This window comes from Aeromonas sp. TECH754 (assembly GCF_056279295.1).
In genome coordinates this window covers 494,376-510,575 of the sequence record NZ_JBWBRA010000001.1, presented here as the reverse complement: position 1 = coordinate 510,575, position 16,200 = coordinate 494,376, and the positions used below count along the sequence as shown (strand labels likewise).

At 63.5% G+C, this 16,200-nt stretch carries 13 protein-coding genes and 1 pseudogene; 4 read left to right on the top strand and 10 right to left on the bottom strand.

Features of this window, described 5'->3' with window-relative positions; all coding sequences use genetic code 11:
• Nucleotides 1-45: 45 nt before the first annotated feature.
• A complete protein-coding gene (locus tag ACZ9IL_RS02295) occupies nucleotides 46-1,107 on the top strand; it encodes an FUSC family protein (RefSeq protein ID WP_476002034.1) in 1,062 nt (353 codons plus the stop codon).
• A 72-nt stretch (nucleotides 1,108-1,179) separates the two neighbouring features.
• Here ACZ9IL_RS02295 and ACZ9IL_RS02290 read toward each other — a convergent pair whose 3' ends face one another.
• Nucleotides 1,180-1,737, bottom strand: coding sequence for a DUF3332 domain-containing protein (locus ACZ9IL_RS02290; RefSeq protein ID WP_476002033.1), 558 nt, complete (start codon nucleotides 1,735-1,737; stop codon nucleotides 1,180-1,182).
• A 326-nt stretch (nucleotides 1,738-2,063) separates the two neighbouring features.
• Nucleotides 2,064-2,222 (bottom strand): annotated as a pseudogene (locus tag ACZ9IL_RS02285) (GNAT family N-acetyltransferase); the annotation flags it as partial.
• Nucleotides 2,223-2,312: 90 nt separating this feature from the next.
• Here ACZ9IL_RS02285 and ACZ9IL_RS02280 point away from each other — a divergent pair.
• Complete coding sequence (locus tag ACZ9IL_RS02280; RefSeq protein ID WP_476002032.1) at nucleotides 2,313-2,729, top strand: DUF1398 domain-containing protein; 417 nt, start codon at nucleotides 2,313-2,315, stop codon at nucleotides 2,727-2,729.
• Nucleotides 2,730-2,876: 147 nt separating this feature from the next.
• Nucleotides 2,877-3,554, top strand: a complete 678-nt coding sequence (locus ACZ9IL_RS02275; RefSeq protein ID WP_476002031.1) for a Crp/Fnr family transcriptional regulator — start codon at nucleotides 2,877-2,879, stop codon at nucleotides 3,552-3,554.
• Between the two features lie 69 nt (nucleotides 3,555-3,623).
• On the opposite strand, the gene tsgA is transcribed toward ACZ9IL_RS02275, so the two are convergent.
• The 3 genes from tsgA to ACZ9IL_RS02260 form a co-directional block, all read right to left on the bottom strand.
• Nucleotides 3,624-4,787 carry an MFS transporter TsgA gene (gene tsgA, locus ACZ9IL_RS02270; RefSeq protein WP_476002030.1) on the bottom strand — a complete coding sequence of 388 codons (1,164 nt, stop codon included), beginning with the start codon at nucleotides 4,785-4,787 and terminating at the stop codon, nucleotides 3,624-3,626.
• Nucleotides 4,788-4,841: 54 nt separating this feature from the next.
• On the bottom strand, nucleotides 4,842-5,543 hold the full coding sequence (deoD, locus tag ACZ9IL_RS02265) for a purine-nucleoside phosphorylase (RefSeq protein ID WP_476002029.1): 702 nt from the start codon (nucleotides 5,541-5,543) through the stop codon (nucleotides 4,842-4,844).
• Nucleotides 5,544-5,815: 272 nt separating this feature from the next.
• Nucleotides 5,816-6,217: a hypothetical protein gene (locus tag ACZ9IL_RS02260; protein WP_476002028.1), complete on the bottom strand. Its 402-nt coding sequence runs from the start codon at nucleotides 6,215-6,217 to the stop codon at nucleotides 5,816-5,818.
• A gap of 253 nt (nucleotides 6,218-6,470) precedes the next feature.
• On the opposite strand from ACZ9IL_RS02260, the gene ACZ9IL_RS02255 reads away from it, so the two are divergent.
• Nucleotides 6,471-8,495, top strand: coding sequence for a BCCT family transporter (locus tag ACZ9IL_RS02255; RefSeq protein WP_476002027.1), 2,025 nt, complete (start codon nucleotides 6,471-6,473; stop codon nucleotides 8,493-8,495).
• 458 nt (nucleotides 8,496-8,953) lie between these two features.
• Here the strand turns inward: ACZ9IL_RS02255 and ACZ9IL_RS02250 are convergent, their stop codons facing one another.
• The 5 genes from ACZ9IL_RS02250 to thrA all read right to left on the bottom strand — a co-directional run bounded on the left by ACZ9IL_RS02250 (nucleotide 8,954) and on the right by thrA (nucleotide 16,141).
• Complete coding sequence (locus ACZ9IL_RS02250) at nucleotides 8,954-10,528, bottom strand: ATP-binding cassette domain-containing protein (RefSeq protein WP_476002026.1); 1,575 nt, start codon at nucleotides 10,526-10,528, stop codon at nucleotides 8,954-8,956.
• 360 nt (nucleotides 10,529-10,888) lie between these two features.
• Nucleotides 10,889-11,287, bottom strand: a complete 399-nt coding sequence (locus tag ACZ9IL_RS02245; RefSeq protein ID WP_476002025.1) for a YybH family protein — start codon at nucleotides 11,285-11,287, stop codon at nucleotides 10,889-10,891.
• 140 nt (nucleotides 11,288-11,427) lie between these two features.
• Nucleotides 11,428-12,702 carry a threonine synthase gene (gene thrC / locus ACZ9IL_RS02240; protein WP_476002024.1) on the bottom strand — a complete coding sequence of 425 codons (1,275 nt, stop codon included), beginning with the start codon at nucleotides 12,700-12,702 and terminating at the stop codon, nucleotides 11,428-11,430.
• The gene (gene thrB, locus ACZ9IL_RS02235; protein ID WP_476002023.1) at nucleotides 12,699-13,679 is read right to left on the bottom strand and encodes a homoserine kinase; all 981 of its coding nucleotides are present in this window, start codon (nucleotides 13,677-13,679) and stop codon (nucleotides 12,699-12,701) included. The genes thrC and thrB overlap by 4 nt, the downstream gene beginning before the upstream one ends.
• 2 nt (nucleotides 13,680-13,681) lie before the next feature.
• A complete protein-coding gene (thrA, locus tag ACZ9IL_RS02230) occupies nucleotides 13,682-16,141 on the bottom strand; it encodes a bifunctional aspartate kinase/homoserine dehydrogenase I (protein ID WP_476002022.1) in 2,460 nt (819 codons plus the stop codon).
• Nucleotides 16,142-16,200: the final 59 nt, after the last annotated feature.

Here is a 16,200-nt window from a genome sequence, read left to right as displayed (position 1 = left end):
ACGCGACCCCTGCGGGCCCCTATCCACCCTAGATGAGATCATCCCTTGCGCCTGAATGCTCCGCTCTCCCGATTCGATCTGCTGATCTATGGCCGCTATCGCCTGGTGCACGGTCTGCGCATCGCCCTGGCCTTCACCCTCACCTTCCTGCTGACCCGGGAGATCAAGCTGCCGGAGAGCACCTGGCCGCTCATCACCCTGGTGGTGGTGATGGGGCCCATCTCGTTTTGGGGCAACGTGCTGTCACGGGCCCTGCAACGGGTGGTCGGCACCATCTTCGGCGCGGCCTGCGGCGTGGTGGCGCTCTATCTCGAGCTCTACTCCCTGCCGCTGATGCTGGTCTGGAGCTGTGCCATCATGTTCCTGTGCGGTTACCTGGCGCTCGGCAAGCGCCCCTATGTGGGGCTGCTCATCGGCATCACCCTAGGGGTGGTCATGGGCGGTGCGCCGGGTGACATAGAGACGGCCCTGTGGCGCAGTGGCGACGTGATCCTGGGCTCCATGCTGGCGCTGATGTTCTGCAGCATCTACCCCCAGCGGGCCTACACCCACTGGCGGCTGCAGATGCACGACACCCTGCTGATGGCCCATCGCCTCTATCACACCCACCTCTCCCCCAATGTGCTTGAGCGTCCCAAGCTTGCCCAGAAGCACTCCCACCTGCTCGCCAAGATGGTCAGCCTGCGCCCCCTGCTGACCCCGGCCGTCAAGGAGACTCGCCTGGGCGCCCCCCTGTTCGAGGCCATCCAGACCACGATGCGCAACACCCTCTGCACCCTGGAGATGCTGGCGAACACCTATTGGAACGATCGCCAGAGCCACTTCCTGATGCAGAGCACCCCGGAGCTGCGAGCCTGCCAGCAGGCGACCGAGGCGCTGATCACCCAGCTCGCCCTCATGCTCAAGAGCGGCGATCGCCAGGATGCCGAACGGGCCCTCGCCAGCCTGCACGAGGCTGCAACCCAGGTTCGCGCCCAGGTGCGGCTCAGCGCCGAGGGCGATGCCACCATCAGCGGCTATCTGTGGCTCAACGTCCAGCTCACCGAGCAGCTCACTCAGCTGAGCCGCCTGCTCGGGCTGGTGCTGCAGCCCTACGCCCGCAAATAACAAGAGCCCCCGAAGGGGCTCTTGGACCGGTGCAATTTCACCGCTCGGCTCAGACGTGACGCGCTTGCGCCATCAGGCCATGCCGCGCTGCTCGCGGCTCATCTCGGCCAGTTGCTGCTCGGTCAGGGTCGAGACCAGCTTGCCATCGAGATAGATATCCAGCAGCTCGCCCCGCTTCTCGCCGCGCATCATGCTGTTGCGACCGTCGAGATAGTGGATCTCCATCTGGGCGCTGCGCTCGTTCGGGTAGCTTATCTCCACCTCGCGCACCCCTTGCGGCAGCATGGCGAGCGGCACCTTGTTGAGGGCCGGGTCCAGGTGCTGGTTGACCTTGATCACCGTATCGGCCTTCTGATCCACCAGCGCCGGCGCCTTGCCGGTGATGGGGTTCTTGCCGGACCAGAACTCGATGGTGTTGAACACGAACAAGTCCGCCGTCGCCGCCACGGCATAGACGGGGGAGAGCAGCATGAAGACGCCGGCGCGACCGTAACGGTTGTCCACCGCGCTGAGGTTACCCTTGGTCAACATGGAGGAGATCCCCATCTGCCCCATGCAACCGCCGAGACCCAGGCTCGCCACCATCCCCAGCAGCAGTGCCGCGGCCCTGCCTTTCTGTCCAACTGCCATCTTTTTCTACCCGCTCAATGAAAAATGAGCCGGCAGCCTAAACAAGGCGGCAGGGGGAGACAATTCGCAATCCGGAGGCGATTCAGTCGGCATTCAGCTTGGGCGACTGACCGCGCACGCAAGACACATTCTTGCCAAATGCCGTCGCAGGGGCCGGCGCCTGGCGAGTCGCCCCGCTCAGAGGGAGAGATTGGATACCGTCTCGCAGACCCGGTTTGCCTCCTGCCGGATCTCGACCACAACTGCCAAGCCCTTCCCGACTCGATGGCCGCGTTGTGCATGCACCCGCTTGCCTGACCGTCGAGGTTTTCCTGAGACTCTCGGGATCAACTCGCGGGTTGCCATTCCAGATAGGCCGGGTTGGCCACGAAGCCGCGCCGCAGATAGAGGGCGCGGCCCTCGTCGCTGGCATGCAGCCACAGCTTGCCCAGTTGCTGCTCGCGAGCATAGGCCAGCATGGCATCCAGCAGGGCGCCGGCCATGCCGACCCCAGCCCCGCCATTGCAAGGCGAATCCGGGTCGATCACAATCCGTTCATTCCTCCCGCGCCCCGCGCCACAACCACAGAAGAACCCATGAGCCAAGCCATCCACAACCTGACCGCCGCCCTGCAACGCGCCATGGAAACACGCCCCGCGGTGGGTGGCTTCCCCCACCTCGCCGAGGTGCTGCGCGCCGCCGGGGTGACCCACAACCGCTGGTCGCTGCCCGCCTGCCAGAGTCTCTATCTCACCGCCCTGGGTAATGTGGTGATGCAGGGCACGCCGCTGGTGAGCGGCATCATTGATGTGCCGAGGTTCAACGAGGAGGCCCTGATCCGCGCCCTGCGCACCGATCAGGCGGGCCAGAGCAGCTTCGAGCAGTTCCTGAGCGCCGCCTGGCAGGCTGGCGTCGTCGCCTATGAGGTCGATTTCAACGCCCGCACCGTGAGCTACGTCGGCGTCTTGGGTGAGTGCTATGTGGAAGCCTACCCGGCGGTGACTCTACCCTGATCCCAAGGATCTCCTGGCGGTCGCCCTGACCGAAGAGGTGAAAGAAGTCAAGGTGGCCGAGGCTGGATGCCACATTATCGAAGACTGGAGTATCCGGAGGGGAACGTGTGTAATAATCACCGGTTTTCATCGAGCTCCGGGTCTTTCATGCAACTCAAACCTCTTCTCAAGGGGCGCTTTCAACCCCACTGGCAGGCCGGCAACGATCTGATCGAACAGGTGGTCAGCTCCTGCATCACGGAGCTGCGTCTCATCCCCGAGGGGGAGCCCCTGATGCGGCAGGGCGAACCGCTGCGAGATCTGGTGCTTGTGAAGAGCGGCCGCATCGCCATGGGCCACACTGCCATGAACGGCCGCCGCTTTCAGCTCGGCACCCTGGAATGCGATAACCAGCTGTTTGGCGAGATGGAGTTCTTCACCGGCTACCGCTGCCAGCTCGACATCATCGCCGAGGAGCCACTGGAAGTGGCCCGCATCGACGGCGAACGGCTGGAGCAGGCGCTGGTCGTCCACCCCAAGGTGGCACTTTTCTTCGCCACGGCCATCGCCATCGATTATCAAGACACGGTGGACATCTTCACCTGCCGCATGCTCTACCCCATCAGCTACAACATCGCCCTCGACCTCTATCACAGCCACTGCCACGACAATCCGGTGAGCGGCTTTCGCAAGGGGTATCAGGAGGCGGAACGCTTCGGCACCACGGACCGGGTCTACCGGCGGGCGGTGAAGGAGCTGATGGACAAGGGACTGGTGGCGCGCGGCGAGGAGGGGTTGCAGATCCGCGATCTGGCGGGGCTCAAGGGGTTTCTGGAGCAGCCATAAGTAGCCGGTTAAACAGCAACAACAAAGAGGGGCGGTCGATACCGCCCCTCTTGCCATTCACTCTCCCGCTCAGGCCAGACAAGGCTGGGGCCGGGCGATGCGCAACGAAGCCACCAGCATGGCGAGGATCAGGCCGTAGATCAGCGGGATGGCGTACATCACCGCCTGCAGACCGATCACCTGCTCCAGCAGAGCGCTGATGGCCGGGCTGAACATGGCGCCCGCGCTGCCGCTGATGAGGATATAGGAGACGTTCTTGCTCGATGCCTGGTGCACAAACGACACCCCGTAGGCGATAAAGGCGTTGTAGAGGGCCGCGCAGACAAAGCCGTAACCATAGGTGAGGTAAGGCAGCTGGCTCAGGTTGTCGGTGGTGACGATCAGGGTCGTCATCCCCATCGCCAGGGTGATAATCACCAGCAGGAAGGTACGGATCGGGATGCGGGTGACAATCACCGTCGATACCAGGGCGCCGAGTAGGGCCGCCGTCCAGTACTGGGTGATGATGTTGCCCGCCTCCTCGAAGGGGATACCGAACTTGTTCTTCACGAACATGGGCGCCCAGGTGAGGAAGGTATAGAGCGCCAACATGCCGAGGAAGAGCCCCAAGCCACCGCTGATGATGCCAAGGTTCCACTCGGAGTGCTCGTTACCGGCGCTCTCGCCGCCCGCCTCGCAGCTGCGGAAGTTGGTCAGCACCGCCACCAGCATGGTCGCCAGCGCCACCACGCCCACAGCCAGATAGCTCCAGCTCCACGCCATGGCGTGAGTCAGGGTGTAGGTGGTGATGAGCGGGAAGACCACCCCAGCCACGTTGAAGGTGGCATCCTGCACCACCAGCATGGTGCTCTGCATCCGCTCCTTCCAGACGCTCACCACAAGGGTTCCCGCGATGCAGAGCCCCACCCCGCCACACAGGCCGATCACCGTCATGGCCGCCATCACCACATAGAGGGAACCGGTCAGATGGAGCGAGGCCGCCGCCAGCGCGATCAGGCCGTAGCAGAGCAGCGTCATCCGCTTGAGACCCACCTTCTCGATGAGGAAGAAGGCGGCAATGGTGCCCGCCAGCGCCCCACCGTTGAGCAGGGAGAAGATGGAGGCCACCTGATTGACATCGGCGCCGAACTTGGCGGCGATGGGGTCGATCAGCATGCCGAACTGGGTCGCAAAACCGGCCATCACGAAGTTGGCCAGGAAGCTGATGGCAGTGAGGGAGAGCTTATTGTTCATATTGGATCTCTCATAAGGGTCAGGGTGCGTGCAGGGTGGTGCGGGTCACATAGCTCAGAGCGCGGTGTGCAGCGCCAGCTCGATCATCTGGTTGAAGGAAAGCTGCCGCTCCTCGGCAGTGGTCTCTTCACCGGTCAGGCAGTGGTCGGAAACGGTCAGGATGGCGAGCGCCTCGATCCCCTGCTGATGGGCCAGCCCGTAGAGACCGGCTACCTCCATGTCGATGCCGAGCACGCCAAACTTCTCCAGCGCCGGAATGAGGTTTTCGTCCGGATCGTAATAGAGATCACCGGTGAAGATATTGCCGACCTTGACCGGAATGCCCTTCTCCTGCGCCTGGGTGTACGCCTTGTGCAGCAGGGCGAAGTCGGCCGAGGTAGCCATCTGATAACCGGCGCTGCGCTTGGCATTGGTGGGAGAATCGGTGCCCGCCGCCTGGGCCAGGATGACGTCACGCATCTGTACGTGGCGCTGGGTTGCCCCCAGGCTGCCGATGCGGATGATGCGCTTGACCCCGAAGTCGTTCACCAGCTCGTGGGCGTAGAGCACCATGGAGGGGATCCCCATGCCGTGACCCATCACAGAGATGCGCTGGCCGTTGTAGTAGCCGGTGTAGCCCAGCATGTTGCGCACATTGGTCACCTCGCGCGCATCGGTCAGAAAGGTCTCGGCGATATAGCGGGCCCGCAGCGGATCCCCCGGCATGATGACGGTCTCGGCGAAATCGCCCGGGTTGGCATTGATATGAGCTGTCATGATTGTTGTGCTCCAGTTTGACTCCTGTAGATGAGCGCATCCTAGCCCCCGTCCCCTCGCCCCTTGCAGGACAAAAGTCCTGTTGCCCCGATCGAGATCCCAGTTCTGACAACTTGTTCTCAGGCACTGGCAGGCAACACCAACGAATCATGTCGAGACCTCTCTGCGACTTGCCCAAGGCGCTGATCAGCCCAGAACCATTGCACAACACAAAAAAGTGCGGGGGCCCACGCCCCCGCCATCACTGCACAATCAATTCCAGCGTTATCGGCTTATGTGGTCTTGACGCACTTTTGCACGAAGCTGTTCTTGGCGGCGCCCGCCAGCTTCTTGTCGGCCGCAGCCTTATCACACTGGGCTGCCTTGTCGGCCGCGGCATCCGTCTTCACGCACTTCTGGATAAAGCTGTTCTTGGCCGCCCCTGCGAGCTTCTTGTCGGCCGCCGCCTTCTCGCACTGGCTCGCCTTGGCGTTGGCCGGTGCAGTCGCGGCAGCATCCTTGACGCACTTGCCGACAAAGCTGGTCTTGGCCGCTCCCGCCAGCTTCTTGGCCGCGGCCTGGGCCTCGCACGCTTGCTGCGCCGCCGAACCCGCACTCTGCACCGTAGGCGTGGCGCTGTGCGCAACTCCCATACCGAACAGCAACACAGTCATCAGGATGGCGATACCTTTCATATGACAAGCCCTCATCATTGATTTGATTGTGGTTCTGGCGATAGGAGAACCGGGCTTTACCCGCCTCTCTCTTCCGATTGCACTATAGTCGCCCCGCCCTCGGACGACCAAAGCCGCCACCACCGACGCGCCAAATTGCTGCAAAGTGACGCAGGCGCTGCCGTGTGGGCTTGCGCTAAATGCCATCTCTTTTCATTTGTTTAGGGAACAATGGTTTTATAGTGTCTTGAGTCCCTCTACTCAAAGGTGTCCCATGAACGCTCCCCGCCCCCCCAGATGCACACTGTCGCTACCCATCTTCATTCCCGGTCTGCTCTTCATCCTGGGGCTGCTGGCTGTCTGCTCCCTAGCGCCGGAAGCGGCCGCCCGCTTCTTTGGCGCAGGCCAGAGCTGGATAGCCGAGCACTTCAGCTGGTTCTACGTGCTGGTGGTCGGCATGTTCCTGATCCTGCTGCTGGTGCTGGCCTTCAGCAGCTACGGCAACATCCGGCTCGGGCCGGACGACGCCAGGCCCGAGTTCAGCTTCACCTCCTGGCTCGCCATGCTGTTTGCCGCCGGCATGGGAATAGGGCTCATGTATTTCGGGGTGGGCGAGCCCATGACCCACTTCGTCTCCCCGCCCCAGGCGGTGCCCCTGACTCCCGCCGCCGCCCGCGAGGCCATGGTCACCACCTTCTTCCACTGGGGCTTTCACGCCTGGGCCATCTACGCCATCGTCGGACTGGTGCTGGCCTACTTCGGCTTTCGCTACAATCTGCCGCTGACCATACGCTCAGGCCTCTACCCCATCTTCAAGGAGAAAATCCATGGGCCGCTCGGCCACGCGGTGGACGTCTTCGCCCTGGTGGGCACCATCTTCGGCATCGCCACCACGCTCGGTTACGGGGTCTTGCAACTGTCGGCGGGGATCACCCGGCTCACCGGGATGGACACCTCGGGGGAGCTGTTCCGCTTTGGCCTCATCGGGGTCGTCATCGCCCTGGCCGGCCTGTCTGCCGTCACCGGGCTCGACAAGGGGGTCAGGCGCCTCTCCGAGCTGAACCTGTTTCTCGCCATCGTGCTGCTGCTGTTCGTGCTGGTGGCCGGCCCCACCCAGTACCTGCTTGGGGCTCTGTCCGAGAACATAGGCAACTATGTCTCCTCCCTGAGCCAGCTCACCTTCCGCACCTTCACCTACAGCGAGACCCGCCAGGCAGGCTGGTTTGGCAACTGGACCCTGCTCTACTGGGCCTGGTGGATCTCCTGGTCTCCCTTCGTCGGCCTCTTCATCGCCCGCATCTCCCGCGGGCGCACCCTGCGCGAGTTCATCCTCGGGGTGCTGTTCGTGCCCACCGCCTTCAACCTGCTGTGGATGACGGTGTTCGGCAACGCCGCCATCTGGGCCAGCCAGCAAGCGGGAGGCCAGAGCCTGATTGACTCGGTCAGCAACATAGACACCCTGCTGTTCAACTTCTTCGACCTCTTGCCGGGCGCCGACATCACCTCGGCGCTGGCGGTCATCCTCATCAGCGTCTTCTTCGTCACCTCCGCCGACTCGGGGGCCTTCGTCATCGACAACATCGCCACCCAGGGCAAGGAGGGCTCCCCCATCTGGCAGCGCCTGTTCTGGGCCCTGCTGCTCGGTGTCACCGCGGGCACCCTGATGAGCACGGGGGGGCTGGCGGCGCTGCAATCCATGACGCTCATCGCCGCCCTGCCGTTCGCCTTCATCATGGTGCTGCTCTGCCTCGGTCTGGTGCGCGGCCTGATTGCGGACAAGGAGCACTCGGCCAGGCGCCTCTCCCCCGCCACCGATTTTTGGAACGGCAAGCAGTGGCGCACCCGCATGGATCACCTGCTGAGCCCCTCCAGCGAGGCGGATGCCCGCCGCTTCCTGAGGGAGACAGCCCTGCCCGCCCTGACGGCCCTGTGCCGGGAGTTTGAGGCCCGCGGCCTCACCAGCCGGGTCGAGCAGAGCGATCCGGATCAGTGCCTGCTGCTGGTGCCCCAAGAGGGGCGGCGCGACTTCGGTTACGGGGTGCGCATCGAATCCAGACCCGCCCCCGCCTTCAACCCGCTGGAGGCGACCCACAACCACGACCCGGACGCCCGCATCTTCGAGCCCATGACCTTCTTCGCCGACGGCCGCGCCGGTTACGACATCCAGTACCTGACCCGGGACGAGCTGAGCGCCGACGTCTTGCGCCAGTACGAACGCTATCTGGTGCTGAGCCAGGACGAGGGGCAGGATCTGCTGAGCGCGGCGCCTGAGCACAGCCCGCCGGAATCAGGGGGCTGATGGCCCCGCTGACTGGCAAGACGGGTTAGCAAACGGCGCAGCCCCGCCGGCTCTGAAGCTTCGCCGAGCAGGCGCCCAACCCGAGCAATAAAAATCCCCCATCCAGGGGGATTTTTATTGGCAGCCACTCGGCTAGTTGACGGCGCCCCACAGGGCAAGGCAGCCGACAACGCTATCCAGCCGCGTGGCACCGCAACCAACGGCCGAGATAACAGATCGCCGTTCGCCACTACGGTCTGCGACCTCATCAGCGCGATCAGAATCTATATCCGCTCACCCATTTCCCGGCCGCAAGAGTCGGCCCTATTCGGCTTGACCACCAATTGGTGAGCTGGCGAAAAAAACGCAGATCTTCCTGATAGTTGCGTCTTTTTCTGACTGGTTTGCGTATGCAGCTTGGGCATATGCTACCCATTCGGCATGCATGACTCCATTCGGACCCCGCGCGTTGGGCCGGCTCACAACTTAGCCCCCTCCAACCAATACTCCCGCTCAATCCCCACTCCGGCAACAAAGTCGGGATCGTGGGAGATCAGCAGCAGGGTGCCCGGATAATCGGCCAGCACCTGCGTGAGCAGCTGACGCGAGGGGTGATCCAGGTGGCTGTCAGGCTCATCGAGCAGCAGCAGGTCGGGCAGTTGCGCCAGCACCATCAGCAGGCCCAGTTTTAGCCGCTCGCCACAGCTGAGAGCATGACAGGGCGCCAAGGCGCGATCCCCACGCAGCCCGATGCCCGCCAACCGAGTTCGGGCATCGCTCTCGGTTAGAGCTGGCGCCACAGCCAGCAAGTTGGCAAAGGGGCTAAGCGCGCGATCGATCAGGCTCAAGCCCTGATCCAGACAGACCAGCCTGGCGCTGATCCGGTAGGAACCCGACTCTAGCGCAAGTTCCCCTTGCAACATCTTGAGCAGGCTCGACTTGCCACTACCGTTCTTGCCGCTGAGCAGGCAGCGATCTCCCCGCTGTAGCACCAGACTGACGCTCTGGTTGTGCCAGCGCGAATGGCAAGCCGCAGTGATCACCAGCGGCTGGGCGCTGCTCGGTTTGCTGGTATCCCCCCCATCCTGCCACTGCATGCGCAGGGGCTGCACCGCCGCCAGGGCGGCTGCCGCATCAGCCTTGAGCCCCAGTTGCTGCTGATGACCGCGCTCGTGGCGATCCAGCACCTTGCCAAGGGACTTGCCCGCCTGATCCTTGTTGAAATCCAGCAGCACCTTGGCCTGAGAGCCGCGCTCCCGGCGACCCTGACTGGCGCGCTTTGCCGCCTGCTCGCGCACCCTTTGCAGTGCCTGGGCTGCCGCTTTCTCGCTGCGCACGGCCTGCGCCAGACGCGCACTCCTTGCGGCCTGTTCGTGAGCCTGCTGGGCGAGATACTCCTCAAACGAGAGCTGGGCGCTTTGCAGCCCCGGCTCGCTCAATTCGAAAATCTGCTGGGCCTGATTGAGCAATCGCCGGTCGTGGCTCACCAAGAGATAGCCGCCACTATGGTTGGCCAATCGCCGCCCCAGCCACTCGATGCCACTGGCGTCCAGGTGATTGTCCGGTTCATCCAGCAGCAGAAACTGCTCGGGCTCGGCGAAGAGCGCCAGCAGCCTTAGCCGGGTGAGCTGGCCGCCGCTTAAACAGTTGAGGGGCTGCCTGATATCGACCTGCAAACCGGCCTCGGCCAGCAGCGCGGCGAGATCGCCACGCAAGTTCCAGCGCTCCCCTAGCAGATCGAAATCCCGACTCGCGATGCTGCCCTGCTCGATGCGTTCAAGGGCCCGCAGGGCCTCCCCCCAACCGATGAGATCGGCCACTGTGCCCTCGCTTTCGGAGGCAAATTGAGACAACCAGGCGATGGGAACGGACCATTCGACCTTGCCCGAGACAGGCCGGCGCAGACCCGCCAGCACCTCCAGCAGCAGGCTCTTGCCGATGCCGTTGCGACCGATCAGGGTGCAGGGCGCACGGGGCAAGGAAAAAGTGAGGGGCGCAATGCCTGGCAGATAAGGCAGTTGCAACTGTTTGATATGACATGAGAGTTGGGTCATCTGAACTCCTGAAGGCCAATACCGGAGCACTAAGCCAAGAGTGAAGCCAAATGACAGGGACGCAGCGCCTGCAAACAAGAGAAGCAATGAGGGACAACATCAACCTGTCACGGTAAAGACACACCCGGCCTCAATGAAGAGGAGCAGAAAACTGGAGGGTGCGGACAGGTTAAATGCGCATCGGAGGAAGTACTCTTGGGATCAGAAGAGCGGTAACGGTAACCAAATGCCCCAACAAGATCAACCCGTGCACCACGGCGACTAGCACGGAGAGCGAACCGGTACCCCGATTCAGGGGCTAACCATGGGCGCGAGCAGGCCAAGGATCCAGCCAGGTGAGGCGGCATTGAGCCGCCGGGGTTATGGGACTGCCGCCAGCAGCGCGGTGCCGTAGGAGTTGTCGACGGTGCAGCGCCACTGCCCGTCGGGTTCCTTGCGAAACACATAGGTGGCGCGCCGGGTTTCATCGATCCAGCCCTCGCCGTCCGGATAGCGCAGCCGGGTCTCCATGATGACCAGGGCATTGTCGGCCCCCTCTATCACCTCCATGGCCCCCTGGGTCACCTCAAGCCGGCCCTGAAAGTAATCGGAGATGGCCGTGAAGGCGCGGCGGATGGCGGGGATGCCGCGTGCCACCATGCCGGGTTTCACCACCAGAGAGGCGTCCTCGGCGTAGAAGGCCATCAGGGCGTCGAAGTCGCGCCGGGAGATGGCGGCGTCGCAGGTCTCGATCAATGTGCGAAGGGGATGCTGGCTCATACAGTGTTCCTTAGGATCTGCTCACGCTCTGATAGTGAACAGGTGCTTAATCCAATGCGGGTTTCCCCACCCTATGCCGGACATAAAAAATCCCCCGCTCTCGTAATAAAATCGGGGGATCTTCAGCGTCTCATGGCGGCTTAGCCCACCAAAAACGCCCTTAACCGGGCGAACTCTGCCGGCAGGTTGTGGGACAGGAGCGGCAGGGCGGCGTGCTTGGCGAGCGGCGCTGGCAGTGGCACGTCCAGCCCCAGGATGGCATCCACCGACTCCTTGAACTTGGCGGGATGGGCGGTGCAGAGGAAGACCCCTACCTCGTCCTCGCCTAACTGCTCACCCAGCAGATCCCAGGCGATGGCACCGTGGGGTTCGCACAGGTAGTCCAGCTGATGCAGGCGCTTGAGCGCATCGCGGGTCTGGGCGTCGTCACGCATACCAGAACCCAGGGTCTCCAGCGCCCAGCCGTTGCGGCGGCACAGCTCCTCGACCCTAGGCCAGTTGTTGGGGCGGCTCACGTCCATGGCGTTGGAGAGGGTCGCGACCGTCTGGTGCGGCTCCCACTGACCTGTCTTGAGGTAGCGCGGCACGGTATCGTTGGCGTTGGTGGCGGCGATAAAGCGCTTCACCGGCAGCCCCAATGCTTTGGCAATCAGGCCTGCGGTGAGGTTGCCGAAGTTGCCGGACGGCACGCTGATGACCGCTTTATGGCGCTCGGATCGTGGCAGCTGGGCCAGCGCCTCGAAGTAGTAGCAGACCTGGGCCAGCAAGCGGCTGATGTTGATGGAGTTGGCGGAGTTCAGGCCGATGGCCTTTTTCAGCGCCTCGTCGTCGAAGGCATCTTTCACCAACGCTTGGCAGGCGTCGAAGTCGCCGTCGATGGCGATGGTGCGGATATTGCCGCCAAGGGTGCAGAACAGCGCCTCCTGCAGCGGGCTGATCTTGCCCTTGGGATATAGGATGACCACCTCGATCCCCTCCAGCCCGTAGAAGGCGTGGGCCACGGCGGCGCCGGTGTCGCCGGAGGTGGCGGTGAGTATGGTGATCTTGTCGTTGGTCCTGAACGCGGCTAAACACTGGGCCATAAAGCGGCCACCGAAGTCCTTGAACGCCAGGGTCGGGCCGTGGAACAGCTCCAAGGCATAGGTCCCATCTTTCAACTTCACCAGGGGCGCCGGGAAGGTGAAGGCGGCGTCGATAAGCTCGCTGACCTTGGCGGCGGGCACTTCATCCCCCAGCAGGTGGCTGATGATACGCGCCGAGCGAGGCACGAGCGGCAGCGCTAGCAGGGCATCCACGTCGGCCAGCGGCTCAAGCCTCTCGGGGAAGAAGAGCCCCTGCTCGCGGCCCAGACCCTGGCGCACTGCCTGGGCGAAGCTGACCTGTTCACTCTTGTCCTTGATATTGTAAAGATTCATAGCTCGCTTCCTGTTACCCGTGCCCCGGCCATGTCCAATTTGCAGACCCGGGCAAATCCATCTTCGTTCTGCACGAAATGTGCGTCCATCCAGTCTTTCATCCGCTCGGCCTGGGCCAGATCCTTCATCACCACGAAGACGCTGGGGCCAGAGCCCGAGATGCCGGTGGCGAGCGCACCGTTCTGGGCCGCCTGGGCCCGCACCTCGTTGAAGCCTTCGATCAGCGCCGCGCGATAAGGCTCGGCGATCACGTCTTTGAGCACGCTCGCCGCCAGCCCTTCCTGCTGGCTGTAGCTGGCGTGCACAAACGCCGCCAGCCGGCGGCCGTAGGTGAGGCAGTCCTGGCGACGATACTGGGCCGGCAAGATGGCGCGGGCGGCGGCGGTGGAGACGACTGTGCCCGGGTAGCAGACCACCCAGTACCACTGCTCGAACACCGGTATGCCCTGGCTGATGACGCCGGCCTCTTCCACGATCAGCTGCATGCCGCCGAGATAGCAGGGGGCCACGTTGTCGTAGTGCACCGAGCCAGAGATACGTCCTTCCATTTCCCCCATTAACAGCAGGAGATCGTGCTCATTTAGCAGATTATCGTGGAAGGCGTTGAGCCCCTCCAGCGCCGCCACCACGCTGCAGGCGCTGGAGCCGAGGCCCGAGCCCACCGGCAGGTTCTTCTCCAGCACCATCTCGAGCGAGCGCAGCTTGTGGCCGCGCTTCTCCAGCGCCTCGCCATAGGCTACCCAGCAGTCGTAGAGGATGTTCTTCTTGGGGTCGTCCGGCAGCTTGTGGGCGTAGCGGCCCACGGAGGAGAGGGCAAACGCCACATCGGCCGCCTTGACCTGGACGCGATCCCCCAAGAGGGAGCCATCCACGGGGGCGAGCGCCGCCCCCAATACATCGAATCCCACGCTCAGGTTGGCACTGGAGGCCGGGGCATAGGCCACCACGCTACCGCTCTGGTACATGTCTGAACTCATGCTTATAGCTCCTGCTTCCAGTTCTGGGTGCGCAGCACGTCGGCGAAGACGCCGGCGGCAGTCACCTCGGTACCGGCGCCATAGCCGCGCAGCACCAGGGGGATGGGCTGGTAATAGGTGGAGAAGAAGGCGAGCGCGTTCTCCCCGTCCTTGACCTTGAACAGCGGCTCATCGGCGCCGACCGCCTTGATGGCGACCTTGCACTTGCCCCCTTCGATGGACCCCACGTAGCGCAGCACCTTGCCCTCGCTCTGGGCCAGCGCGAACTGATCGCGGAACCAGCCGTCGGCTTCCGGCAGGCGAGCCATGAAGGCCTCCACATCGCCGCTGACGTCGAAGCCCGGCGGCAGCGCCTGCTCCACTTCCACGTCGGACAGCTCCAACGCCATGCCGGCCTCGCGGGCCAGGATCAGCAGCTTGCGGGCCACGTCCATGCCGTTGAGATCGTCGCGGGGATCCGGCTCGGTGAAGCCATTGCCGCGGGCAATCTTGGTCGCCTCGGAGAAGGCCATGCCCTCGTCCAGCTTGCCGAAGATGAAGGAGAGGGACCCGGACAGCACGCCGTCGAAGGCGCGCAGCTTGTCGCCGGCCTTGATGAGGTTCTGCAGGTTCTCGATGACCGGCAGGCCGGCACCGACGTTGGTCTCGTACAGGAACTTGCGACGGGTCTGGCGGGCGGTGCGGCGCAGCGCCTTGTAGTAATCGAGCGACCCTGTGTTGGCCTTCTTGTTCGGGGTAACCACGTGGAAACCGGCGGCCAGGAAGTCCGCATACTGGACGGCGACGGCCTCGCTCGAGGTGCAATCGACGATCACCGGGTTGATGAGGTGGCTCTCTTCCACCGCCTTCTTCACCGCCTCCAGGCTGAAGCTGCCTGGGGCCTCTACCAGCTGCTCGCGCCAGTTGGCGAGGTTCAGGCCATCCTTGTTGACCGCCATCTGGCGGCTGTTAGCGATGCCGACCACTCGCAGGCCTGTGCCCTGCTCGGCCAGCACGGGTTGCTGGCGGGCAATCTGATCCACCAGGGCCGCGCCGACGCCGCCCACACCGACCACAAACAGATCGATGAACTGCTGGCTGCCGAAGAAGTTCTGGTGGCAGGCCTTGATGGCCTCCGCCACCTTGCGATCCCGCACCACGGCGGAGATGGAGCGCTCGCTCGAACCCTGCGCGATGGCGACGATGTTGATGGAGGCCTGGGCCAGGGAGGTGAAGAAGCGGGCCGCCATCCCCTTGCTGGTGCGCATGCCGTCACCGATGAGGGAGATGATGGCGAGATCGGTCATGATCTCGAGCGGATCCAGCAGCTGGTTCTTGAATTCCAGCTCGAACTCGCGCTCCAGCACCTTGCGGGTCTTGTCGCTGTCATAGCTGTGGATACAGAAGCTGACGCTGTACTCGCTTGATGACTGGGTGATCAGCACTATGCTGACCCCGGCGCGGGAGACGGCGGAGAAGATCCGGCCCGCCATGCCCACCATGCCCTTCATGCCGGGGCCGGAGACGTTGAACATGCACATGCCGGAGAGATCCGAGATGGCTTTCACTTTCAGGTCGTCATCCCCCTGCTCGACGCCAATGAGGGTGCCCGGCCCCTGCGGGTTGAAACTGTTCTTGATGAGGCAGGGAATGTGGAACTGGGCCACCGGGGCGATGGTTTTCGGGTGCAGCACCTTGGCGCCGAAGTAGGAGAGCTCCATCGCCTCCTTGTAGGAGAGGGTTTTGAGCAGGTAGGCATCCGGCACCAGGCGCGGATCGCAGTTGTAGCAACCTTCCACGTCGGTCCAGATCTCGCAGCACTCCGCATCGACGCAGGCGGCCAGGACGGCGGCGCTGTAGTCGGAGCCGTTACGGCCCAGCAGCACGGTTTCGCCCTTGTCGCTGGCACCGGTGAAGCCCGGCATCAGGTAGAGGCAATCGCTGCGCAGTCCCTTGGCGGCGAAGCGCAGGCGGGAAGCCTCGATGTCGACGTGAGCCTCCAGGTAGCCACCGTCGGTGGCCAGCAGCTGCTCCGGCACGATGAGATCCAGTTCGAGGCCGCGCACCCGCAGCAGCTCGTGCATAAAGGCGATGGAAAGGTTCTCGCCCCGGCTCAGGATGCGGGCCTGCACGTTGTCCGGGCAAAGCCCCAGCAGCCGGATGCCCTGCATCAGCCGCTCCACCTGATCCAGTTCGCTGGTCAGGCGGGCCAGCAGCGCCTTGTCGTCCAGCGCCGGGTAAGCGGCCTTCAGCCCCGCCAGCAGGCGGGAGAAGATACCGTTGATTTCAAACAGGGTGGGGCTGGCATCCATGCCGCGACTGGTCTGCTCTACCAGGGCAACCAAGTGATTGGTCACCTTGGCCGGTGCCGACAGCACCAGAGCAACCTGGGATTGGCCGTGGGTATTGACCGCGATATCGGCTACCCGTAAGAAACGCTCTGCGTCGGCCAGTGACGACCCGCCAAACTTCAACACTCTCATCGCTTTCTCTCCCTGTATTCCCTGCAAAGTGACCTGAAAATCGGCCTGAAAACTATCCA